28 protein-coding genes are annotated in these 19,956 nt (G+C 67.4%); all 28 read right to left on the bottom strand.

Translation table 11 applies throughout. The annotated features are described in order from the left end of the window. Positions 1–1,278: a S49 family peptidase gene (locus ACLBX9_RS16665; protein ID WP_447719739.1), complete on the bottom strand. Its 1,278-nt coding sequence runs from the start codon at positions 1,276–1,278 to the stop codon at positions 1–3. After that, on the bottom strand, positions 1,278–2,918 hold the full coding sequence (locus tag ACLBX9_RS16670; protein ID WP_447719740.1) for a phage portal protein: 1,641 nt from the start codon (positions 2,916–2,918) through the stop codon (positions 1,278–1,280). Before ACLBX9_RS16670 ends, ACLBX9_RS16665 begins: the two co-directional genes overlap by 1 nt. Beyond that, complete coding sequence (gene gpW, locus ACLBX9_RS16675) at positions 2,915–3,142, bottom strand: gpW family head-tail joining protein (RefSeq protein ID WP_447719741.1); 228 nt, start codon at positions 3,140–3,142, stop codon at positions 2,915–2,917. The genes ACLBX9_RS16670 and gpW overlap by 4 nt, the downstream gene beginning before the upstream one ends. Positions 3,143–3,146: 4 nt before the next feature. Beyond that, positions 3,147–5,123: a phage terminase large subunit family protein gene (locus ACLBX9_RS16680; protein ID WP_447719742.1), complete on the bottom strand. Its 1,977-nt coding sequence runs from the start codon at positions 5,121–5,123 to the stop codon at positions 3,147–3,149. Between the two features lie 11 nt (positions 5,124–5,134). After that, complete coding sequence (locus tag ACLBX9_RS16685) at positions 5,135–5,782, bottom strand: hypothetical protein (protein WP_447719743.1); 648 nt, start codon at positions 5,780–5,782, stop codon at positions 5,135–5,137. Between the two features lie 254 nt (positions 5,783–6,036). Continuing rightward, the gene (locus tag ACLBX9_RS16690) at positions 6,037–6,645 is read right to left on the bottom strand and encodes a hypothetical protein (RefSeq protein ID WP_447719744.1); all 609 of its coding nucleotides are present in this window, start codon (positions 6,643–6,645) and stop codon (positions 6,037–6,039) included. 156 nt (positions 6,646–6,801) lie between these two features. Continuing rightward, entirely contained in the window at positions 6,802–7,062 is a 261-nt protein-coding gene (locus ACLBX9_RS16695) for a hypothetical protein (protein ID WP_447719745.1), read from the bottom strand. A 64-nt stretch (positions 7,063–7,126) separates the two neighbouring features. Next, the gene (locus ACLBX9_RS16700) at positions 7,127–8,074 is read right to left on the bottom strand and encodes a tyrosine-type recombinase/integrase (protein ID WP_447719746.1); all 948 of its coding nucleotides are present in this window, start codon (positions 8,072–8,074) and stop codon (positions 7,127–7,129) included. 126 nt (positions 8,075–8,200) lie between these two features. Next, a complete protein-coding gene (locus tag ACLBX9_RS16705) occupies positions 8,201–8,953 on the bottom strand; it encodes a DNA-methyltransferase (RefSeq protein WP_447719747.1) in 753 nt (250 codons plus the stop codon). A gap of 333 nt (positions 8,954–9,286) precedes the next feature. Further along, positions 9,287–9,433, bottom strand: coding sequence for a hypothetical protein (locus ACLBX9_RS16710; RefSeq protein WP_447719762.1), 147 nt, complete (start codon positions 9,431–9,433; stop codon positions 9,287–9,289). Beyond that, positions 9,417–9,821, bottom strand: a complete 405-nt coding sequence (locus tag ACLBX9_RS16715; RefSeq protein WP_447719748.1) for a hypothetical protein — start codon at positions 9,819–9,821, stop codon at positions 9,417–9,419. The genes ACLBX9_RS16710 and ACLBX9_RS16715 overlap by 17 nt, the downstream gene beginning before the upstream one ends. Beyond that, positions 9,818–10,021: a hypothetical protein gene (locus ACLBX9_RS16720; protein WP_447719749.1), complete on the bottom strand. Its 204-nt coding sequence runs from the start codon at positions 10,019–10,021 to the stop codon at positions 9,818–9,820. Before ACLBX9_RS16720 ends, ACLBX9_RS16715 begins: the two co-directional genes overlap by 4 nt. Then, positions 10,018–10,224 carry a hypothetical protein gene (locus tag ACLBX9_RS16725; protein ID WP_447719750.1) on the bottom strand — a complete coding sequence of 69 codons (207 nt, stop codon included), beginning with the start codon at positions 10,222–10,224 and terminating at the stop codon, positions 10,018–10,020. The genes ACLBX9_RS16720 and ACLBX9_RS16725 overlap by 4 nt, the downstream gene beginning before the upstream one ends. 1 nt (position 10,225) lies before the next feature. Next, positions 10,226–10,381, bottom strand: coding sequence for a hypothetical protein (locus tag ACLBX9_RS16730; protein WP_447719751.1), 156 nt, complete (start codon positions 10,379–10,381; stop codon positions 10,226–10,228). A 7-nt stretch (positions 10,382–10,388) separates the two neighbouring features. Then, a complete protein-coding gene (locus ACLBX9_RS16735; RefSeq protein ID WP_447719752.1) occupies positions 10,389–10,703 on the bottom strand; it encodes a hypothetical protein in 315 nt (104 codons plus the stop codon). Then, on the bottom strand, positions 10,700–10,927 hold the full coding sequence (locus ACLBX9_RS16740) for a hypothetical protein (protein ID WP_447719753.1): 228 nt from the start codon (positions 10,925–10,927) through the stop codon (positions 10,700–10,702). The genes ACLBX9_RS16735 and ACLBX9_RS16740 overlap by 4 nt, the downstream gene beginning before the upstream one ends. Beyond that, positions 10,927–11,073, bottom strand: coding sequence for a hypothetical protein (locus ACLBX9_RS16745; protein ID WP_447719754.1), 147 nt, complete (start codon positions 11,071–11,073; stop codon positions 10,927–10,929). The genes ACLBX9_RS16740 and ACLBX9_RS16745 overlap by 1 nt, the downstream gene beginning before the upstream one ends. Next, on the bottom strand, positions 11,073–11,234 hold the full coding sequence (locus tag ACLBX9_RS16750; RefSeq protein ID WP_447719755.1) for a hypothetical protein: 162 nt from the start codon (positions 11,232–11,234) through the stop codon (positions 11,073–11,075). Before ACLBX9_RS16750 ends, ACLBX9_RS16745 begins: the two co-directional genes overlap by 1 nt. 62 nt (positions 11,235–11,296) lie before the next feature. Beyond that, on the bottom strand, positions 11,297–11,539 hold the full coding sequence (locus tag ACLBX9_RS16755; protein ID WP_447719756.1) for a hypothetical protein: 243 nt from the start codon (positions 11,537–11,539) through the stop codon (positions 11,297–11,299). 153 nt (positions 11,540–11,692) lie between these two features. Beyond that, complete coding sequence (locus ACLBX9_RS16760) at positions 11,693–12,340, bottom strand: hypothetical protein (RefSeq protein WP_447719757.1); 648 nt, start codon at positions 12,338–12,340, stop codon at positions 11,693–11,695. 122 nt (positions 12,341–12,462) lie between these two features. Then, entirely contained in the window at positions 12,463–13,101 is a 639-nt protein-coding gene (locus tag ACLBX9_RS16765; RefSeq protein ID WP_447719758.1) for a hypothetical protein, read from the bottom strand. Positions 13,102–13,288: 187 nt separating this feature from the next. After that, positions 13,289–13,678, bottom strand: a complete 390-nt coding sequence (locus ACLBX9_RS16770) for a hypothetical protein (protein WP_447719759.1) — start codon at positions 13,676–13,678, stop codon at positions 13,289–13,291. A 149-nt stretch (positions 13,679–13,827) separates the two neighbouring features. Beyond that, entirely contained in the window at positions 13,828–15,438 is a 1,611-nt protein-coding gene (locus ACLBX9_RS16775) for a hypothetical protein (RefSeq protein ID WP_447719760.1), read from the bottom strand. 33 nt (positions 15,439–15,471) lie between these two features. Then, the gene (locus ACLBX9_RS16780) at positions 15,472–16,371 is read right to left on the bottom strand and encodes an SPFH domain-containing protein (protein WP_447719761.1); all 900 of its coding nucleotides are present in this window, start codon (positions 16,369–16,371) and stop codon (positions 15,472–15,474) included. 460 nt (positions 16,372–16,831) lie between these two features. Then, on the bottom strand, positions 16,832–17,464 hold the full coding sequence (locus tag ACLBX9_RS16785) for a TadE/TadG family type IV pilus assembly protein (RefSeq protein ID WP_447718777.1): 633 nt from the start codon (positions 17,462–17,464) through the stop codon (positions 16,832–16,834). A gap of 15 nt (positions 17,465–17,479) precedes the next feature. Next, a complete protein-coding gene (locus ACLBX9_RS16790; RefSeq protein ID WP_447718776.1) occupies positions 17,480–18,052 on the bottom strand; it encodes a TadE/TadG family type IV pilus assembly protein in 573 nt (190 codons plus the stop codon). Between the two features lie 100 nt (positions 18,053–18,152). Then, a complete protein-coding gene (locus tag ACLBX9_RS16795; protein ID WP_447718775.1) occupies positions 18,153–19,244 on the bottom strand; it encodes a hypothetical protein in 1,092 nt (363 codons plus the stop codon). Positions 19,245–19,492: 248 nt separating this feature from the next. Beyond that, positions 19,493–19,945 (bottom strand): MucR family transcriptional regulator, encoded by a 453-nt coding sequence (locus tag ACLBX9_RS16800; RefSeq protein ID WP_447718774.1) that lies wholly within the window; start codon positions 19,943–19,945, stop codon positions 19,493–19,495. Positions 19,946–19,956: the final 11 nt, after the last annotated feature.

A 19,956-nucleotide genomic window follows, 5' to 3' on the forward strand; every position in this document is an offset into this window, starting at 1 on the left:
TCAGCGCAGGCCGAGCAGGGCCTTGGCTTCGGCGGCGCCGCGTTCGGCAGCCGACATCTTCGACGGATCCGCGCCGCCCTCGGTGCCCAGCTCGACACGGCGCTCGCCGGCCATGTCGGCGGCGAGGTTCGGCTTCTCCGGCGCCGCGGCGGCGGCCTTCGGCGCCTTGGTGAGCGCGGCGACCGCGGCCTCGGCCGGCAGGTCGCTGTCGAAGGCGAAGTGCTGGGCGAGGTCTTCGCGACCCTTCGACTCGTCGGAGCCGAGGATCGCCTTGATGCGGGTCTTCGCGGCGGTCGCACCGGCGCTCTCACCGGCGGTACGGCCTGCAGTTTCACCCTCCGCCCGGCCCTCGGCGCGAGCGGTGGAAACGGCGGCGTCGAGGGCCTCCTGCGTGATCATGGTCTCGTCCTGTTCCAAGGGGTTGAGCTCGGCCACGAAGGCGGCCACGGCGTCTTCAAGCGAGCCGACATCGTCGGCGAGGCCGTTGGCCTTCGCTTCGTCGGCCGAGAAACAGAGGGCTTCGGTCGCTCGGACCGCCTTCTCTTTCAGGCCGCGGTTGCGTGCCACGGTGGACACGAACACGTCGTAGAGCCCGTCGATGCGGGCCTGGATCCGCTGCTGCACCGCTTCCGGGAGCGGAGCGTAGGGATTGCCGTCGACCTTGTGGGCGCCGGCGTGGATGAAGGTGATCTTGAGACCGGCGTCCTTCATCGCCTCCGACACGTCGACATGCGCGGTGACGACGCCGATCGAGCCGACGCCGCCGGTGCGGGCGACCCAGATCTTGTCGGCGGCGGACGCGATCGAGTAGGCCGCCGAGTAGGCGGCCTCGTGTGCGAAGGCGCGGATCGGCTTCTTGCCGCGGGCGGCGTAGATCACGTCCACGAGGTCGAAGTTGCCCGCGACCTCGCCGCCGGGGCTGTCGCACAGGAAGGCGATGCCCTTGACGTTGTCGTCGGCGAGACCGCGCTCCAGCGCCTTCCGGATGTACACGTACCCGGTCGCGTACGAACCGTAGGCCATGCTGAAGTCGTGCAGCAGGACGCCCTTCACGGGGATCTGCAGCACGCCGTCGACTACGACGTAGGGGCGGTAGTACGAGCGCCAGGATCCGGCCTCCGGCCAGAAGTCGTCGCCGGCGACCGCCGACTCACGCAGGATCTCGGTGACCTTCGGGTCGGCCATGACGACCCGAAGGCAGGCCTCGAAGCGGTCACGGCGCTCTGCGGCGACGAGCGTCGGCTCGCCGGCAAAGCGGGCCAGCAACGGGTTGGGCATCAGCGCTCTTCCTTGGTGGCGTCGAGCTTCCTCGACTGCTCGTCTCGGGAGGCCTGCTGTCCGCCGGCGGGCTGCGCGCGCAGCGCGGCCTCCGGCTCGATGCCGAGGTCACGCAGGCGCTTGCGCTCGCGGGCGATCTGCTGGACGTCCTCTTCCCAGTCGACGCCCTGCTCGGCGCCCTCGCGCTCACGCGTGGACATCAGCGCGTCGACGCGCTCGATCGAGGCGTAGGCCTCCTTGAGCGGGTCGACCCAGCCGCGGGCGGGTCCGATCCACTTCGCGGCGCAGTAGGCCGCCTTCTTCGCCCGGAAATCCGGGGCGCCCTTCGGCGCCTTCACGATGCCGCGGTCGAGCGCCTCCTCCAGCCACGCCGCGTAGATCGGCTGCATGAACTGGGCGGCGAAGTGGTCCTTGCGGGCGGTGAAGCCGCGCCAGACTTCCAGGAGGGCGGCGCGGGCGGACGAGTAGTTCACCTGCCCCCAGTCGTTTGAGAGCTGCTCGTAGGTCAGCCCCATCGCCGAGGCGACGTTGCGCAGCGAGGCACGGGTGAAGTGCTCGAAGACGCTGTTGGGGTGCGTCGGGTTGGTGAGCGTGACCTTCTCGCCGGGCGCCGTGAAATTGACCTTCACCCCGCCCAACCGCATCGGGGCGGCTTCGTGGAAGCCAAGGCGCATCTGCTGGTAGGCCGACAGCTCCTCGCTGCCCTGCTTGTCGTCCATGAGCTGCGCGAGCTGCTCGTGGTCGTACGGGCTCTCGATGAAAGCCGCCATGATGGCGTTGAGCACGGCCGCCTGCATCTCGGCCTCGTCGTAGCGGCCGAGCATCTTCAATCGCTTGACGATCGGTGCCAGGGGCGAGGTGCCCCGCACCTGCCCGGCACGCTCGGCCTCGAACGCGTGGACGATGATGCGGCGCCCGAAGCTCGTCTCGCGAGCGACGCGCTCCCAGCGCCACGGCTGCATGCCGAGATAGTAGTCCCCGGGGTGTGTGACCCGGATGTGGTAGGCCACCGGCACGCCGTCCCCATCCATCTCGACGCCCTGGCGGAGCTTGGTCTGCTCCATGCCGTCGGACGGGTTCGACAGGCGGTCGGGATCGATGACCTGCACGGCGGTCGCGAACGGACCGCCGCGCGGTCGCCACAGGATCGCGGCGAGCGCCTCGCCGTCCAGCACCCGGTGCCGGAACGCGAGTGCCAAGAGGCCGCCCATGCCGGTGCGCCGCCCCACATCGCACCAACAATCCGGGTCGTCGACGTAGTCCCGCCAGGAGGCCTCGATGTCCGAGGCAAACTCGTCGGCCGCGTCGTAGTCGACGCCGCCCTTGGCCGTGCGCAGGCCGAGCGAGCGGGCGTTCGGCTTGGCCGATAGGCGCCAACCGGAGCCGACGATCGCATCGACCTGACGAGTGACGCCGCCCGAGGCCCAGCCGTCGTTGCGCGCGAGGTCGTGCACGCGCGCGATCATCGTGTCGCGTTCGCCGAACAGCGCGGACGCGCCCGACGGATTGCGCGGGTTCCACGCCTCCAGGTCGGTATCCCGACGTGAGGCCGCCTGGAACGAGCTCGCGAGCTCCCGGCCGGAGGCGCGCATGCGCACCACCGGCTCGCCGTCCGGGCCCAGGATGCGGATCTGGCTCATCCGCCGAAGACCACCCGACGGCCAGGCGTGCGCCGCAGGGTCGCCTGCGTGAGCGGTACGCCGAGCGCCGCTTCGAGGCGGCCGATGTAGGCGAGCAGCTGCGCGGGGTCGGCGGCCTTGTAGACCATCTCCCGCTCGTAGTGGCGGAGCTTCACCAGCCCGCCACGGGTCATCAGGGTGTGGTAGGCCGCGCGCGCCTCGTCGAGCATCGCCTGCGTGGCCATGAGATCATCCCGATCGGTTGAGGGCGTTGGCGAGAGCGGCGATGCCGCCGAACCGGGGGCGGGCGGCCGACGAGGTCGGTTCGACAGGAGCGGCAGCTGCGGCCGGTGCCGCGGGCGCTGCCGGCGTGGCGGGTGTCGCCGGCGGAGACGGTGCGGCGGTAGCGGGGAGCAGGCACTCCCGCTCCGCCTCTAGCTTGTCCCAGCGCCGGTCCGGCATGCCGCGCAGTCCGAGCCGGTTGGCCGCGGTCTCCGCCTGCAGGTGTGTGTCCAGCGCCTCGTTGGCCTGGCCCGAGTCCTTCGCCCACCGGTAGACGACGAACCCAAACCGCTTCACCGCCTCGCGGCGCTCGGCGGTCAGCTGCTGGAAGTACGTGTCCTCCAGACCCCGCGGGAAATGGACGAAGCCCGGCTCGGCCGGGTCCGTCTTCGCGAGGTTGCGGTAGAGCGCCATCTTCAGCACGGACGAGCCGAAGTTGAAGAAGCGCTTCGAATACTTGAGCGGCTTGCCGGCGGCGTTGCGCTCCTTGCGGACCTGCTCCAGGACCGGCGAGGTGTCCCGGTTGGCGCCGCGCACCATGATCACGCGCGCGGCCGGATGCGTGCCGGCCCAGCCCCAGACGTCCTCGGTCCAGGCGTTGCCGTCGATCGCCGCGAGATCGATCCCGATCTGACGCCCGACCGCGTTCGGCCATGTCTGCTGCAGCAGCTCGTCGAGGAGCCGGCGCGTGCCGGGCTCGCTGATATGGCCCGGCGTGACGCCGTACTGGATCACCCAGCGCCGGCCGTTGCGCCCGAAGGCGACGGCCTGCCACTCGACCCGGTCGTCCTGGCAGTCGATGCCGAGCGTGACCAGAAGACCGCCCTTCGGGATCGTCCCGCAGGCGTAGTCCGCGGCGGCGGCTCGGTCGCGCAGGCCCTCCCACGGGGGCGCCTCGCTCTGTGCGCGGAAGGCCTGCCCGACCGTGTCGTTGAGGAAGACGCGCTCGGCCTCGGGGTCGCCCTTGGCTCGGAACCACTCGAAGGCGATCTGCGCCCAGGATTGCAGGAAGCTGTAGGCCGACCAGACGTAGAACGAGCGGTGGATCCGCTTCATCTTCGGGTTGGCCGCGCGCCATTCGTGGCCCGCGAGCATCTGGGCTCGGTGATGCTCCTCGATGGCCGCGCCGCAATCGGGCGCGGTGCAGATGAAGAACGCCCGGTCCGGATGCTCCTCGTCGAGGTGCGGGAGCATGTTCTCCCATTCGAGCGTCTGCATGTGCCCGCAGTGCGGGCACGGCACGAACAGGCGCTCCTGGCTCCCGGCCTCGTAGTTCTTCGTGATCCGGCAGCCCGGCATCACCAGCGGGGTCGAGATCTTGAAGATCTTGGCGAAGGTCACCCCGCGCGAGCGCGAGTCCGCCTGGACCTCCGGGTCGCCGGCGGAGTTGACCTCCCACTTCGCCAGATCGTCCTGGACTTGGCGGGGGATCGTCACCTGCGAGAGCGAGGCGGGCGAGTTGGCGCCCGAGATCAGGATCGAGCCGAGCCCGTCGGCGCGTTCCTTGTAGAGGACCGAATTGCCGCCCTCTCGGCTCTTCTCCGGGAAGATCGCCTTGAGCGAAGTGGTCCCACGCAGCATCGGCGTGAGCTTCATCTTCGACCAGCGTTCGGCGTTGTTGTCCGTCGGGTGGACGTACATGAAATCGCACGGATCCATGTCCATCGTCCCGCCGGTGAAGACGTTGGCGAGGACGGTGCCGCCGAGCTGAGCCGACTTGGCCAGCGTGACGATCCGACAGGGGTCCGCGGGCGAGAGTGCGCCCAGGATCTCGTTGAAGTACGAGAACCGCTCGGGGTTGTAGCGTCCGACCTCCTGGCTCTCCCGCTTGGAGAACTCGATGTTGTTCACGGCCCAGGCGAGGTAGTCGACCTGCGCCGGCGGCTTCAGCGCGGCGGCGATCGCGTCCCATGCCGCGCGTTCGGCGTTGGCCAGGACCGTCATCACTCAATCCATCAGGTCGAGGACCGGCTCTGCTCGGCCAGCGTCTGCGCATGCTTGGTGGCTGCGCTGGCGGCCTGCTCGCGCACCTTGCGGAACTGCTCGTTCAGGGCGTGGGTGACGTCCCGCGCCTCCAGCTCGAACTGGCCGGCGAGCGCCGTGGCGATGGCGGGCAGCATGCCCTCGAAGATGCGCAGCATCTGGCCGGCGATCTTGCCCATCTCGGCGCGCATCACGGCGCTCTCGGTGTAGCGGCCCTCGCTCGCCGCCTCCTCGATCGCGTCCAGGCGGTTCGAGCGCTCGGCCGCTTCGAGCTTGGCGAGCTTCAGCTTTCGGTCGACGTCGTCGCTCGTCCCGTCGGGCGACCAGCCGCCGTAGGGATCCCGTCCGTCGCCCTCGTCCGCACCCTCAGCTGGCGCCGGGGTGCTCCTCGGGCCGGTGAGGCGCGTCTGCAGCCCGTTTCCAAGCGCCTGGCCGACGTCCCGGCGCAGGTTGACCTGCTGCAGCGCGACCTCGACCCGGATCCGGGCCGACCGGCCCTCGCCAACGAGGCCGGAGCCGCTGATCTTGCCCTCGTCGATCCACTGCGTGATCCGACCGGGAGAAACGCGGGCGATCCGGGCGAACTCGCTCTTCGAGACGACCTGTTCGGGGTTCGACATGGCGCTCCCCGGCCTCGCAGGAGCCTCCGGCTTTTTAGGACGGCCCGTCGGCGCTTTTGAGCCCGATTTTAGGGGGCTAAAAAGCGGTCCAGAGGCGATATCCGAGCGAAAACAGCGATTTGGGCGCCGCCGCCGGTCGATTTTAGCCCTAAATTTTAGGCTTTCCGAAGCGGCTCAGACTGGCGCGATGCCGGGGTATCCCGCCCGCAGAACCGGTCGACCCCAGGGAGGACCCTGAACAGGGGGGGGTGGGGTCACCCGCCCAGGATGCGCCCGAGTTCGCGCTCCAGACGTGCTGGTAGGTCCGCGGCCGCAGTGCTGTTGAAGGCCGCGGCCGACGCGCCCTGAACCATCTCGTCGGGTATGAAGAGGCCGGACTTCACCACCGTGAAACGGTCCATGCGCCGGGTCTGCGAGCCGGCCCGCATGTTGCCGGTGATGCTGCCGGCCCGCTCGAAGACCTGCCCGTTCCAGTTCGACTTCACCACCCGGTGTGGCCACCAGCCGGCCTTCATGAAGCTGCCCTGCCAGACCGACCGGACATTCCATGGTGCCGCGCTGACGCCGGCGCGCGTCTCGCGGGCGCCGAAATACTTCAGGCGGATGTTCCCGCCGTGCGACTTGATCGTGTAGGTCAGCGACCCTGCACTCGCCTTGTTCTCTCGCAATGCCTTGACGATGGTCCGTCGCTTCAGCCCCGTCTGAGGGACGAGAGCGCGGACCATCTGGGTCTTGGCCTTGGCGCCGGTGTGGTTGATGGCGCGAGCGAGGGCGAGCGGCGCGCCCTTGCCTGCCGCGCCGATCTGGTTACCGAGGCGGGCGAGCGCCGAGGCGTCCAGGGTGACGAACAGGCCGCCGCTCATCGCCTACCATGCGCCGGGCCATCGCCTCGACGTCCTCGACAGTGGTGCGGCCGATGAGGCCGGCGGCGCCACGAACGGCAGCGAGATCGCCCCGGGCCGCGGCGCGGAGGCCTTGGCCGAGAGCGGTACGGCGTTCGCCGCAGCGGCAGCCCATGGTCAGCAGCTCTGCATCGGCTGCGGCACGTCCCGGTGCTGCTGCACCAAGCGCATCTGCGGCCGCTCGATGGTCAGTTCGGTGCAATCGTCCAGCACGAGCGCCGTGACGTCGGTCACGCCAGAGTCGCGGCACATGCGGATCAGGTCGTCCTGCCACCTCGCGACAGTCGCCGCCGGAAGCTTCCGGCGGGTGCGCAGCACCAGGATGTCGCCGTGCCGGACCTCGAGGCGGTCCAACTGGCGGTCGAGGTCTTCAGCCAAGGTGTTCACCGGACGATGCGGGCGTGCGCGCCCTGGCGGTTGACGTGGGTGACGACGCCGGACCTCAGAGGAAGCCGGCGCCCGCGTTCTTCCGGAACAGGTCGCCGTCCTCAATGTAGCCGGCCGTCGTCTCAAGCTTGGCGTGCCGCATGTGGTTGGCGGTCAGGCGCAGATCGGCGCCTTCGTCGCCCGCCGTCGTCGCGAAGCCGCGCCGGGGCGAGTGGCCGCCGAACTCATCCGGATCGAGGCCGGCCGCGGCGCAGCGAGCCTTGAGGATGCGGGCGAACTGGCCGCCGGTCAGGCGGTGCGGCGAGAGGCGGCCGCGATCGCAGCCGCGGAACACCGGGCCGTCCGCGATCTGCGCCGCCGCGAGCCACGCTGCGACGGCGGCCGGGATCTTGAGCTTGCCGTCGAGGACGGCCACCGAGTGGCCCTCGCCCGACTGATCGGTCTTGCTGCGCCGCAGGCGGACCATCAGCCCGCGCCGGTGCCGTTCGAGATCGGCGACGTCCAGGGCCACGAGCTCGGAGCGCCGGAGTGCCGCACCGAAGCACAGCAGGATCAGCGCCCGGTCGCGCACGGCGACGAGGTCCTGGCCGCGGATCTTGCGGATCACCTGCGCGACCAGGTCGGCGGTCAGAGCCCGCTTTTTCTTGCGGGCCCGGCCGACCGTGTTGCGGATGCCCACCAGGATCTGGCGGACCTCCTCGCGGGCGGTCGGGCTGTCGTGGCCATACGCGCGGTGGACGCTGGCGATCGCGGCGGCCCGCCGGTCGATCGTCGAGACCGATCGCCCGAGCCCCACGAGGTGGGTCAGGTAGCGGCCGACCGTCCTACCGGAAGCCGGTAGTCCATCGAGCCCGTGCGCGTCGCACCAGCCCGTGAAATCGCGCCAGTCGGCGTTGTAGGCCCGTCGCGTCGCCGAGGCCTTGGAGGCCGCGGCGAACCGGGAAGCAGCCTCGTCGAGCTCGTCTGGGACGTAGGGGACCAGCGCGCCGACCGAGGTCGGCACGGGAAGGTTATCGTGCATCCGCGGCGACCCCATTCGGATGCACGGGAAGGGACATTATCGTGCGGCCGCGCAGGGCGCCCGCGCGAGGTCGATCGGCCGATTTTTGGCCAGTCGAACCGGGTCAATTCAAGCTTGCGGGCAGCGTTCGGCCACCGCCTCCAGCCGCCGGCAGGCGGTGTCGAAGTGGCGCGGATCGGCCTCGATACCGAGGTACGGCAGCCCGAGCTCGGCGCAGGCCTCGCCGATCGGCGACGAGCCCATGAACGGATCCAGCACCGGACCGTCGATGATCGCGAGGAGGTCACGCATCAGCGACACGGGCTTGGCCGCCATGTGCAGCTTCGCCTTGGGAACAGACGCTCTGTAGGCGCCGGGTGCCACGCGGCCGACCGACGCGCGGTGGCCGTTGGTGCCCCAGACCAGGAACTCGGCCTGATTGCGGTATCGGCCGAGTTGGGGCCGCACCGCTTCCGTCTTGTCCCAGGGCACGATGCCCCGCCAGAGGAGGCCTGCGACCTGCATTGCGTCCGTCGTCACCGGCAGCTGACGCCAGTCGGTGAAGGCGGCCAGGATCGCGCCCGGGCGCATGCCGAGCCGGGCCCGGTGCATCCATAGGCCGGTCCAGGCCAGGAACGAGCGCTGGTCGCGGTTGTCGCCGACGAACTCGGCCTGGAGGTGCCGGTACTCGCTCGACTGGTACTTCTGGCTCGGCGCGCGGATGCGGTCGCCGGCGTGAAGGCCGCCGCTCGAATAGGGCGGGTCGGTCAACACGCCGCCGATCGACCCGGGCACCAAGGCCGCGAGGACGTCGAACAGGCTGTCAGCCCGGATCAGCGTGGCCGACCCGATGCAGACGGTCTCCGGGAAGGAGAAGCGCAAGACCCCGCACCGATCGCTCGATGCGGGGTCTGCGGGCGCGCCGGGAGCTGGCGCGGCACGGTGCGACGGCTGTGTGGCCGCCTCGGAATGGTGTTCGGGCATAACCTGTTGCAGGGTGCCCCGGCCGCTCGAGCGGTGGCGGGGTGGTCGCCGATCCGTTTCCGGAGCGGCTGTCTGCGGTCATGCGTGTCCCAAGCACGCGGTTCGAGGTATCGCGAGTACCTCGGCTCCCGCCTCTTTTCAGAGCAGGATCAGTCTAGGCCGATCGGGTCGGCTCTACCAGCGCCCGGGCGAAGCCCAGGGCGAACCGGCGGTACCAGGCCCGAAACACGGTCAGGCCCCCATCAGCGTCAGCCACGCGTCCGCGATCGCGAACGGCAGCTGGGTGTTGGCCTCGATCCAGATCTCCGCCGTGCAGCGGTAGACGTCCAGCAGCGACCAGAGGTCGAGGCGGTGGCGCGGCTCAGAGCGCATCGTCACCCACCAGGTCCTCGACGATGCGATCGCGCTCCTCGTCCGACTCAGCGAGCTGGTAGAGGTGCACTTCGTTGGCGCGGTCCGACCGGGCCCAGTCCAGGGCTTCCCACATCGCGCCGCGATGGCCGGCGCCGACGATGCGGGCAAGGCCGCCCTCACCGCGGCGGACCGCCAGGAACACGGCGCCGGGCGCGTCGGATGAGACGGCCTGGTCGAGCGAGAAGACTGCGACGACGTAGCGGCGTCCGGAGACACCACGCCACGCGGACAGGGCGACGGCCGACGAGCGGGTCGCGCGCAGGCGCTCCTCACGCACCTCGGGGCGGGTCGAGCGATCGGACCGGATCCGGCTGAGTTCGTTCGACCACGCGAGGCGGCGACGCGAGCTCATGGCCGTCCGCCGCACACCACCTTGGTGTAGCGGCCATCGCCGAGCAGCTCCTCACGCGCGACGGTCGTTTGACCGGTCATCATGCAGGCGAAGACGGACGGCACCTTGATGGTGGCGACGTTGAGCGCGGTCTCGCGCGTGCACTCGGGCTGCGCAGTCGAGGCGGCGCACACCAGGATCAGGGCGAAGACCGTGTTCATGCGGCGTGCCCCAGATTGATGGCCGCGACCAGGACGCAGGCGGCGAGCGCGAAGTGGAGAGCGCCGATCAGCAGCACGTCGCGGAACGACAGCGCGGCCGAGCGGCAGGGATGGTGGGCGTCGATGCCGGCGACGGCGAGCAGGAGCACCAGCGCCACCGCGATGAAGGGCAGTGGCGCCAAGCGCTCGATCAGCTCGGGCATGTCAGCGTCGTGAGCTCTTGCCCGGAAACAGGACGATGCCGAGCAACAGCACCAGGGCGATCACCAGGACCTGCGCGGTCAGCGGCGACAGGCAGAGCGGCGGGACGAAGGGGGCGACGTGCTCGGGCGCGGGGACGTCGAGGATGAGGCCGTCCATGGGAGGCCTACGGACGCAGGCGCAGGAGCGCCGGGCCGCGCGCCTCGGCGAGCGCGATGGCGTGGGCGCGTGCTTCCTCGACGAAGGGCTCGCGGAACACGGGCAGCTCGGTGCCGCCGGCGATCGCCACCTCGTCGTTCTCGGTGGGCGCGCAGACGACGCGCACGTCCCGAGCCATGACGTCGCCCAGGCGGCGGACGATCAGGTCCCGGATCGGGCCGATGGCGCTGTGGGCGTGGACGACGACGAGGGCCCCCGACTTCGGGAGCGCGTCGATCATGCGATAGGTGGCGGCGACCCGCCGGCGCTGGGAAGCGGTCAAAGGGCGGCGGCTCCGGAGACGGGAAGGGTGCGGGCGGCCTCGCCAATGACGGCATCGCGCACGGTGCGGTAGCCGTACTGAACGGTCGCGCCGGGGAGGCGGACCATGCGCCAGTACGGGCTGCGCTCGTGCTTCTGCGCTTCGACGATCACGACCTCGGTTGGACCGTAGGCGCGTGAATACGAGCCGGCCGGGCCGCCACCGTTGTCGTTGGAGGCGGGCATCAGGCGAAGATGCTTCCAAGCGAACCTTCGAGGCTCACCCGGATCTGCAGGTTGCGGGCGCGGAAGCGCATGTCCGGCGTGGCGCAGTCGCAGCGGAGGATCGCCGCGCACAGGTCGAGGAGCGCGGAGCGCTGGGCGGGCATCATCAGACGATCCCGAGGCGCTTGTGGGTGATCCGACGCCAACCCTTGGTGGGGTGCAGCACGTGGATCGCGTCCTCGCCGTACTGGATCGCGGCGATGCGCTTCGGGGCGATCGCGTTCCACGCGGCATCGACCCGTGCCCGGTAGGCCTCGGTCAGGTTCATCTGGCGCTTCCAAAGAAAAACCCCGCCGGAGCGGGGTCGGGCGTCTCAGGTGAGACGAGGGGTCAGGGGCGCTTCGCCAAGACCGCGGCGCGTCGGCGATCCTGGTGGCGGGCGATCGCAGACGGTGCCGGAGGCCTCTCGCGGCGCTGGCCGCACATGTCGCGGTCGAACCGGTAGAGTGCGGTGCGCAGCTCGTCCCGGGCGATCATGAAATGCTCGGCCGTGAAGCGGTGGTCCGGCATGCGGATCCGGTCGGCGAGCGTACGGAGCTCGGCGACGCGCTCGGCCATGTCGCGCTGGGTCACCGCGGCGATCCGATCATCGCGGGCGATCCTAGCAGGAGAGTGGAGGGAGCTGAATACGAGTGCGCCCCGCGACCGTTTCCGGCCCAGGGCGCACCTCTGCAACAGACCTATGTGTACGGGATCAGCCGCCCAGCCGTCAAGCTAGGCAGCGTCTTAATCTGAGGCTTCCTGAGCTCGCTCGCGAGAGGCGACTTCGTTAAGGAGTTTTTTCTCGCCTCGCCCGAGCGGTCGCCGCTGCTTATTCTGTAAGGCGAGGTCGTGAATAGAAGCAAGACGGGTTAAGTCGGTGTCGTTCGTCTCGAATGCCACAAACTTTATAAATGCAACGCTATAACAACAAGCAAAATCTTCAATGCTTTGCCTACTTCCGTCAAAATTTTGCAATACATGAACTATAATAGTGCGCTTCCATGCTTCTATGTTGTCGTTTAAGGCGTTTCTAATATGTTTTCGCTGCAAAAATCCAATTCTAGATTGTAGGATTTCTTGTAAAAAAACCCAATTGTACATTTCCTCCAATATATATAGCTTAAACCCCGCTAGATCCGTTATATCGCTTGCTCCACTTCCAGATACGTCGTCGTCATGATCAAGTCTTAGGCGAAGATACTCACTAAATAATTTGTGTACATGTTCATTAGAATTGTGCCTTGCTGTTGTCCGCCAGGCGAACCAGGCTACTAAACCAGCGGCGACTCCTACGAGCAATGCGAATATAGATATAAGGTTCGTTGCCGACGCGGTGGCAAACCATGCGGGATCGACATCATTGGGTGGATTAATGAACTGAAGCCTTAGCATAATAAAAATCCTCCAGCGCTGTGCTGCAAGATTTTATTATGCCAATGGACGGGCACGCGCGAGGCTGAAGGCGAACACGAAACTGGTATAGCCGGGCTCAGCTTCTGGAATGTGGAGCTACCTCATGCTGCGCTCTCCTTTGCAGCCGGTGCAGCATCGTTGGCCGCGGCTGGCGCAGCGCGCTCGGGCCGCTCCGGCGGCAGGTAGCCCCACAGGCTCGCCAAGGCGCCGAGGCCACGGCGCAATCGATCCAGGGCGACGGCGGAGGCAGCGTGCTCCTTGCCGTAGCCGAACGCCCGGCCGGTCTCGACGAGGGTCTGCTCCTCAATGATGATCGCACGCACCGCGATCCACGCGTCCCGATCCATGGCGCCCTCGGCGATCCGGATCGCGCGGCGGTGCTTCTCCATCGTCTCCGTGATCGGCGTGCGCGAGGACGGATGGCCGCCTCCGGAGCCGTTGAGATCGTTGGCCGCGAACCCGGACAGCCCGGCCATGTGGTGATGGTCGCGCAGCTTGTCGCCGGCCTGGAAGAGGTTGTGGTTGCGGTCCGGGCTTACCGGGTCTAGCTGGTCCCGGGCGGCGAGGCGATCTAGCGGCGCCTGCGACAGTCGGACGACGCCGTCGAACCCGATGAAGCCGCGCGGCGGGTTGATCACCTGCAGGCGGCCGGTGCCGAGCTGGATCGTGGTCTTCAGGCCGGCCCGCGACAGGCGTTCGGGCGTCGGATCGTTGTCGCGGCCGAGCGTCTCGACCTGCATCTTGGATGACCCCGCGCCTGCGAGGGTGATGGAAGGCGACTTACGACCACGTCCCACGGCGGATCCCCAATGCTGTGCAGCTTCAGCGCGAAGCAGCAACCCGCCTGTGGTCCAGCGCCCGTTTCCGCATCGTCAAGAGGAAACTTGACCGCTGCGGCATTTTCGATGGATCGCGGCCGAACATAGATCAGCGTCGGCCGTCGACGCGGTTCTTCTCGGCGGCGATCTTCTGGCAAGCCCGGATCCGCGTGCGATCGAACTTGCTGCGATACCAGCCCCGCGCCGAGCAGTACTCGGAAATCGAGCCGCCGACCTCACCCTCTGTAGCGATCGCCCGGGCCCAGAGCAGCAGGATCTTCCGTTCCTCCGACCGGTCACCGAGTACGGTGCCGGTGAAAGCCAGGATGTCGAAGGTGGCGCTGGGCTGACTGTCGATGGCGCTGCGGAGCGTGTTGCCGCGGGGCGCATAGATCGGCGTGAACGGCATCGCCCGAAACGCGGCCTTCAGCCAGCCCTCGACGTCGGCACAGGTGAACGGTTCGCGAGGGGGATCAGGACCTTCCGGACGGGACGACATCACACACGGAAACGCGGCCCAAACCGCCGCTTGTCGTTCCTAGCATGTTCCCGGTCATGAAAGCGTGGCCGTTGCGACAACATGCGCCGGCGATGTTCTGTATCGGACGGTGCGATCCCAGACCGAATGCTGCAGCGGAGAAGATCCGTTCAGTCCCACCGGTCGATCCGGTAGCAGGCCGTGCCGGTCGCGTCCGTGACGCGGATGCGGTGCCGACCATCCCCGCGGCCGACGACGAGGCCGTTCGCGTCCGACTCCTCGCGTCCTTGGATCTGCCGCGTCCTGCTGTAGGCCTCCACCACCGCCCGGATGCCGTGCAGATCCGACCGCAGGGTCTCCGGGAATAGGCAGAGCCCGGGCTCGCGCTGGTCGCGGGCACCCGCGAGCACGAGGAGCGCGTTCTTGCCCTGGTGCGGGAACGCGTCCTCGTCCGCCCAGAGCGACGGCTGCAGGACCGCGGCGGCGACGTCAACCCAGGCCCCGCGCGGCAGGCCCCACTCCTCTGGTGAGGAGCCGCCGTGATAGACGTACCAGGAGACGGGATTGCGGGCCTCAGCTCGGTCCCACTGAAGGATCGGCGGCGCGTCCGGGTGCAGCGCCGTGACGAGCCCGCACAGGTTCATGTTCGGCTCGGTGAAGACCGCCATCCGCCGTGCGGTCGGCAGCACCGTGCGGGCGAACTTCACCCACGTGATCGCCTGGGCCGGCATGTCGAGCGGCGGTGGCGCGGCGTCGCCTTTCGCCGCGAGGTGGCCGAACACGCCGCCGCGGCCGGCCGCCTCCGGCTCAGGCGTCGGCCGCCACAGCGCCGGGATCTCGGCGAGCCGGGCGTAGCGGCGGTGCAGCGCCGGCTCCAGGCCGAGCTCGGCCACCAGCTTCTCGGCCTGCGCGATCGTGCCCGCCTTCGGCGCGGCCTGCGGGCGCTGGTACAGCAGCGGGTGCATCTTGGCGTCGAAGCGCCGCTTGACGTTCCCGAACGGCATCCCGGCGGCGATGTCGTCCAACAGCGTGCCAACCATGGCGCCGCGCGGCGTGCAGAAGCCGGGCGGTGCTGTCGCGATTGCCCGCCAGATCAGGTTATCCCGCAGTGGCCCGCGCGTGGCCGCCGGCCCCTTCAGGTGACCGATCGCGTCGTGCAGGTCGAGCAGGAAGGTCGCCGGCCCGATCACCTTCTCAGCGCGATAGAGCGCCTCGGCCTTGAGGAGCGTCAGCGCGCGAGCCACCGTGTCCCGGTCGAACTCGCCGAGCGCGCGGGACAGCGTGCGGAAGTCCTCGCGGCGGGCCGCCATCGCCTGTCGGGCGGTCAGGGTGCCGGGCAGGTAGCGGGATCCCGCCTCGGGCCGCACGGCGAAGTGCGTCCAGCCGCCAGCCTCAGGACTCCCCCAGACCGCATCGCTCGCGAGGAACGGGGCGGTGATCGGCGCCGCCCGCACGGCCTTGGCCATCGCCACCACGGCCGCGCGGTACGGCTCAGGGGCGCTCTCCGGCTCCCATAGCGCAGGGGCGACGGTGCCGCGCGCGTCGATCGCTGCGAGGCCGCCGAAGCGCTTGAGGAATGTCCGGCAGCACGAGCAGGTGTGATACTGGCGCTGCTCCGGCGGCAGGTGCTCCAGGTAGACCGCGAAGAGGTCGCCGGCGTCCGTGGCGAACAGGCGGCGCGGATCGGCGGAGGCCAGCGCATCGTAGCGCACCTGCATCGTCCGGACGAGGACGTCGAAGGTGTCGGGTCCCGATCCGGTCCCGGTGCTCACGGTCTGCATGATCCCTCCCGCCTTCCGGCTATCGGTGCGCGCCTACTTCCCGACATTCATCATCGGCATCGTGCCGCCCGGCACCATCGTGGTCGGCAACTTGCCGTCCCAGCGCTCGGCCTGCGTCAGCGCCACGAGGCCGGGGTTCGAGCCGAGCGCTTCGGCTCGCGCCCGGATCGCGCTGGCTTCCGCGTCACCTCGCAGCTTGGTCGCGTCGGCCTCTGCCTGCGCGCGCTGCCGGATCGCGTTGGCTTCCGCACCCGCCTTCGTGCCGACGATCTCGGCCTGGACCTTCTCGCGCAGGGCGTTCTGCTTGAGCCGGTCGACCTCGACGGAGGCCTGCATCCGCTGCTCGATCGAACGCATGTACTCCGGCGAGAACTGGATGTCCTCGATCTGCACGGCCTCGATGACGATGGGCGCGTTCATGCCGCCGATCGCCTCGTGGATGGCGGCCGCCATCTTGGCGTTGAGCTGCACCCGCTCCTGCACCGCCGTCACGGCGTCAAACTGGCCGAACACGTTCTTGGACTGCTCCAGCACCTTCGGCTCGACTACGCGGTCTTCGAGGTTCGCGGTCGAGGTGAACCGGCTGTAGACCTCGGACACCCGATCGGTCGGGACGTGGTAGAGCACGGACAGCTTCATCACCGCCGGCTGCTGGTCGCGCGAGTAGGCCTCCATCTTGTCGAACTCGACGCGATGGGACTCGACGCTGATCGACACGGCCGACTGCACGAACGGCAGCTTCCAGTGCAGGCCAGGATCGGCCTCGCCGACCACGGCGCCGTTGGTGAGCAGCACCACGCGCTCGCGCTGGTCGACCGTATAGAACGAGCCGCCGACGATGGAGAGGGCGACGAGGCCCGCGATGCCGATGAGGCCGAGCCTGCCGTAGTTCAATTTCTTCGCTCCCTTCTGCGTCGGACCGCGATCACCCATCTGTCGTTCCAGTTGTGTGCCTTTGGCCATCGGCCCCTCATCGCATCCACACGACGCTGCCGTCCGCGTCTACTGTACAGCGCGACTGGTGCCATTCGATGTCGTTTGAGGGCCCAACCGCGCGGCGCATAGATTGCGATGCACGGCATCGCCCGGAACGCCGTTATCAGCCGGCGCCCGACGTCGGCGCAGGACGCGTGCTCACGAAAGGGCTCGAGACCTTCTGGGCGGGCGAGCATCAATCGCGGTGGAGCGGCCGAAAGCGCCGCCGGTCGTTCCTTGCATGTTCTTGGATCAAGCGCGGTTGCCAGGATACCGCTCATGCGCGTTCAGTGTTGCCGCACGGCTCAATCGAAGCTCGAACACAATGCCAGAATAATCGCTGCAGCACGCGTCGATTGAGACAAGGTGATGGATACCTAAAGCTCGATTTGCATCATTTCGGGCATCGCAAGTTGGATCAGGAGCACGCCTTGCCATTGGGTAAAACGATTTCATTGTAGGTGGATTTTACCGCTTGACCGCCGCGGGTCGGCCAGGGGACGCTGGCTTTGAACGTGAACTGGTTATTGGCGCCACCCACAAGCCGCATAATATTGCTTCCGAATAAAGCTGGATACGGCACGCTCACTTCGGCCAAGACGTAGCGCATTCCGGCGAGCTGGAAGCCCTCCGGCACCTTCAGATCTGTTGCCGCGCCGACGGCCCGTGCTGTGCCGTTGCTCGTCGCGTAACTGGAGCACACTCGAGGCAGCTGCCCTGAACCGTCCGCTGCGACGCCGAGCGCGCTGATCACGATCTGAGCTGTGCTGTTCGGATAGGGCGTCAGAACAAGTTTGGCTGACGCGAAGATGTCGCTCAACGTCGCCGCCGCCATCGGTGTCTGCGTGTCTCCCTGGGAGGTGATGTCCGCTAAAGTACGCGCCAGAAGTGTCACTTTACGATAGTGATCGAACGCGCGGCCAAATTCCGTGATGCCAAACAATAGCGTCAGCATTACCGGCAGGATTAGCGCGAACTCGATGGCTGAGACACCGTAGGTGTCGTCACGCAGGTCGGACAACCTGCGGATGTAACGGATCCTGTCGGGCATTGGCCATCTCATGGGTCAGCACCCCTGTCCCGACGAGGTGTCATAGGGTTCCGTACGAAAAACGGCCGTCGACTGAAGTAGCCGCGCCCCATCACCGAAGCCGGGCAGACCGGCATAGAGGAAGCTAAAAGCGACGCGGTATTTGACTGCGGCGGTGAAGACAACGATCGCTCCCGGCTGCGCGCAAGCGTAGCTGGTCCCGAAACCGGTGGACCAATCTTTCGTCATCGTATCGAGCGGTGTCGGCACGCTGCCGGCCGCGAAGGAAGTACTCAACGCGATGTTGAGCTTGAGTGAACTGCAATCGAATGCCGTCGCGACCTGTGCAGTGTTGGTGCCGCACATGGACGCTTTCATTGCGGAGAGCAGTTTGCTGCTGTCCGTCTGGCCTGTATTCGCCTTCTGGAATTGACCCGTGTAGATTTTTCGGCCGGCGCGCTGGAGAGCATCATCGAGGTTTCGCGCCGTCCAGACCAGCAGGGCGGTTTGGAGGATCACCGCAAGCAGACTCAGGAACGGCGTTGCGATCAGGGCAAACTCGACAGCGGCCGCACCATCTTCCTTCCGGATGAGGTGGTTTGCTGCCAAACGCAATCGCGCTCGGATCGAGTGAAGCTGATCTCTGCAGCGGGATGGCATTTACAGCCCCAGAATGATACTGTTGAAGAGATGAACGATTGAACTCGGATTACTCAACAATCCTGAGCTTCTTATCAGCTACCTTGATCAAGGTTGGGCATGAGACGATAACGCGGATGTCGTCGTAATCCCGATCACTGCCAGCGTTGGGTGGGCGGTCCTCCCAACCGTAATACATGTACTTGCCATCGCTGCAGCTCGCAGTCGACGTCGCTGGATCGTGGGTCGTGTGGCTGTTCGGCAGGATCCCACCGTCGGATTTGCTCTTGCAGGCGCTGAGGCTATCGCAGACGATCGTCTCCAAGATCGGGTTCGAGACCATGTTCACAGTCGTCAGGCTGCCGGTCGTATTAACGCGATAGCCCTTCATGCTCATTGACTGAACCCGCAGCCCGGTATCGATAGTCGTGTCAGTGTAGTATTCATAAGTTTCCTGGCTTGGATCGTTCCAGATCGATTTATTGCTTCGGGCGTTGCGCACGTTGTGCAGCATGTAGCTCGGAGCCTCGTTGGCGCCGCAGGTGGGTAGAGCGGCCTTCGAGTAGTCGGTCGGAGGAGTGCCGTTGTCGGCGATCGCGACCAAGCCGCGTCGGCCCTTATCGGCTTCTGCCTGACGCTTGGGATCGGACGAATAGCAGTACATGTAGATGCGGTTGTAATCCGCTGCTTCGGGCGACAGCTGGCTGAAAGTCGGCGGACTGGTCTGGTAGACCGGCGCGACTCGGTTGACGGTGGTCGCGGTGCCGACGACGAGTTGTCGGGGCATGCCTGGCAGGAGATGGAGCAAGTTCGTCTTGACTGTCGTCGAAATTGTCACCCGGTAGTTTGCGCCATCGATCCAGCTTCCGTTCACCTGATACCCGCCGGTCGTGCCAGCGGTGCCCAAGCGAGAGGTGAGCTGAGCACTTGCGAGACGTAGCCCCTCGGTGGCTGCTGCGACTGTGTCCGCGTTGGCGACGAGCAGCGCGGTTGCATCGGCGATGCTGGACTCGACCGCCCGGATGCGCACGGCATTGCCGTAGTCGATGACGAGGCCGCCCGCGCCCAGGAGCAGCGGCAGGCTGAGCCCGAAGATCATCACGACGTTGCCGCTTTGATCATCAGCGAAGGGACGAAGCCAGCGCGACAGGCTTCCACGCATGTGAGATCTCCCAACGCGCGTCCCACCATTCACCAGCGAGCGCAGACGGTGCGGGATCACGTTGGCGTTACAATATTAATTCCAGGTTGTTGCCGTTATTTAGACGATCATATTGAAGCATTAGGTGCGCTTCCCAGTTTTGGTATGGTTAATGAAAACTAAATGTTGGTCTGCTGTCAGCTTGTCTGGGTTCCTGCAAAACGGGCGGCATACGGCCTGACGTCCTTTGGAACTCTGAGGCTAAGACGTCAGCCCGCCCCCACCGCCGCCCGCCGCTTCGCCTGTGCCCCCGGCACGCCCAGCCCGATCGCCTTCGCGATCTTCGAGCGCTGCGCGGCGTAGCTCGGCGCGATCATCGGGTAGTCCGCCGGCAGGCCGTATCGCTCGCAGTACGTCGCCGGCGTGAGGCCGTGGGCGGTGAGATGCCTCCGGATCGTCTTGTAGGACCGGCCGTCGATGAAGCTGACGATGCCGTCCTGCTGGATCGACTTGCGGATCTGAGCAGGCGTCGGGCGGTCGATCGCCGCCTCGTGCGGGGTCGGGACGGCGATCGTCACGGGCAGCCCCTGCAGTGCCACCAGCCCGTCGCGGACCGTGCGCATCAGCCCAGGCAGCGTCTCGGGTGCCACGGCCTGGCGGCCGACGTAGGCCGCCACGATGCCGGCGGTGAGGTCGAGGATGGGGTCGAGGGTCTCAGGCATGGTGCTCTCCT

Source organism: Methylobacterium sp. A49B (assembly GCF_053346215.1).

Excerpts from the sequence above, each read along its gene's own strand:
- ACLBX9_RS16665 (WP_447719739.1), bottom strand. The coding sequence starts at position 1,278 with ATGCCCAACCCGTTGCTGGCCCGCTTTGCCGGCGAGCCGACGCTCGTC.
- ACLBX9_RS16725 (WP_447719750.1), bottom strand. The coding sequence starts at position 10,224 with ATGCCCGAGCTGATCGAGCGCTTGGCGCCACTGCCCTTCATCGCGGTG.
- ACLBX9_RS16730 (WP_447719751.1), bottom strand. The coding sequence starts at position 10,381 with ATGGACGGCCTCATCCTCGACGTCCCCGCGCCCGAGCACGTCGCCCCC.
- ACLBX9_RS16720 (WP_447719749.1), bottom strand. The coding sequence starts at position 10,021 with ATGAACACGGTCTTCGCCCTGATCCTGGTGTGCGCCGCCTCGACTGCG.
- ACLBX9_RS16715 (WP_447719748.1), bottom strand. The coding sequence starts at position 9,821 with ATGAGCTCGCGTCGCCGCCTCGCGTGGTCGAACGAACTCAGCCGGATC.
- ACLBX9_RS16775 (WP_447719760.1), bottom strand. The coding sequence starts at position 15,438 with ATGCAGACCGTGAGCACCGGGACCGGATCGGGACCCGACACCTTCGAC.
- ACLBX9_RS16680 (WP_447719742.1), bottom strand. The coding sequence starts at position 5,123 with ATGACGGTCCTGGCCAACGCCGAACGCGCGGCATGGGACGCGATCGCC.
- ACLBX9_RS16690 (WP_447719744.1), bottom strand. The coding sequence starts at position 6,645 with ATGAGCGGCGGCCTGTTCGTCACCCTGGACGCCTCGGCGCTCGCCCGC.
- ACLBX9_RS16765 (WP_447719758.1), bottom strand. The coding sequence starts at position 13,101 with ATGCAGGTCGAGACGCTCGGCCGCGACAACGATCCGACGCCCGAACGC.
- gpW (WP_447719741.1), bottom strand. The coding sequence starts at position 3,142 with ATGGCCACGCAGGCGATGCTCGACGAGGCGCGCGCGGCCTACCACACC.
- ACLBX9_RS16745 (WP_447719754.1), bottom strand. The coding sequence starts at position 11,073 with ATGATGCCCGCCCAGCGCTCCGCGCTCCTCGACCTGTGCGCGGCGATC.
- ACLBX9_RS16685 (WP_447719743.1), bottom strand. The coding sequence starts at position 5,782 with ATGTCGAACCCCGAACAGGTCGTCTCGAAGAGCGAGTTCGCCCGGATC.
- ACLBX9_RS16760 (WP_447719757.1), bottom strand. The coding sequence starts at position 12,340 with ATGCTAAGGCTTCAGTTCATTAATCCACCCAATGATGTCGATCCCGCA.
- ACLBX9_RS16740 (WP_447719753.1), bottom strand. The coding sequence starts at position 10,927 with ATGCCCGCCTCCAACGACAACGGTGGCGGCCCGGCCGGCTCGTATTCA.
- ACLBX9_RS16750 (WP_447719755.1), bottom strand. The coding sequence starts at position 11,234 with ATGAACCTGACCGAGGCCTACCGGGCACGGGTCGATGCCGCGTGGAAC.
- ACLBX9_RS16670 (WP_447719740.1), bottom strand. The coding sequence starts at position 2,918 with ATGAGCCAGATCCGCATCCTGGGCCCGGACGGCGAGCCGGTGGTGCGC.
- ACLBX9_RS16795 (WP_447718775.1), bottom strand. The coding sequence starts at position 19,244 with ATGCGTGGAAGCCTGTCGCGCTGGCTTCGTCCCTTCGCTGATGATCAA.
- ACLBX9_RS16800 (WP_447718774.1), bottom strand. The coding sequence starts at position 19,945 with ATGCCTGAGACCCTCGACCCCATCCTCGACCTCACCGCCGGCATCGTG.
- ACLBX9_RS16780 (WP_447719761.1), bottom strand. The coding sequence starts at position 16,371 with ATGGGTGATCGCGGTCCGACGCAGAAGGGAGCGAAGAAATTGAACTAC.
- ACLBX9_RS16770 (WP_447719759.1), bottom strand. The coding sequence starts at position 13,678 with ATGTCGTCCCGTCCGGAAGGTCCTGATCCCCCTCGCGAACCGTTCACC.
- ACLBX9_RS16785 (WP_447718777.1), bottom strand. The coding sequence starts at position 17,464 with ATGCCCGACAGGATCCGTTACATCCGCAGGTTGTCCGACCTGCGTGAC.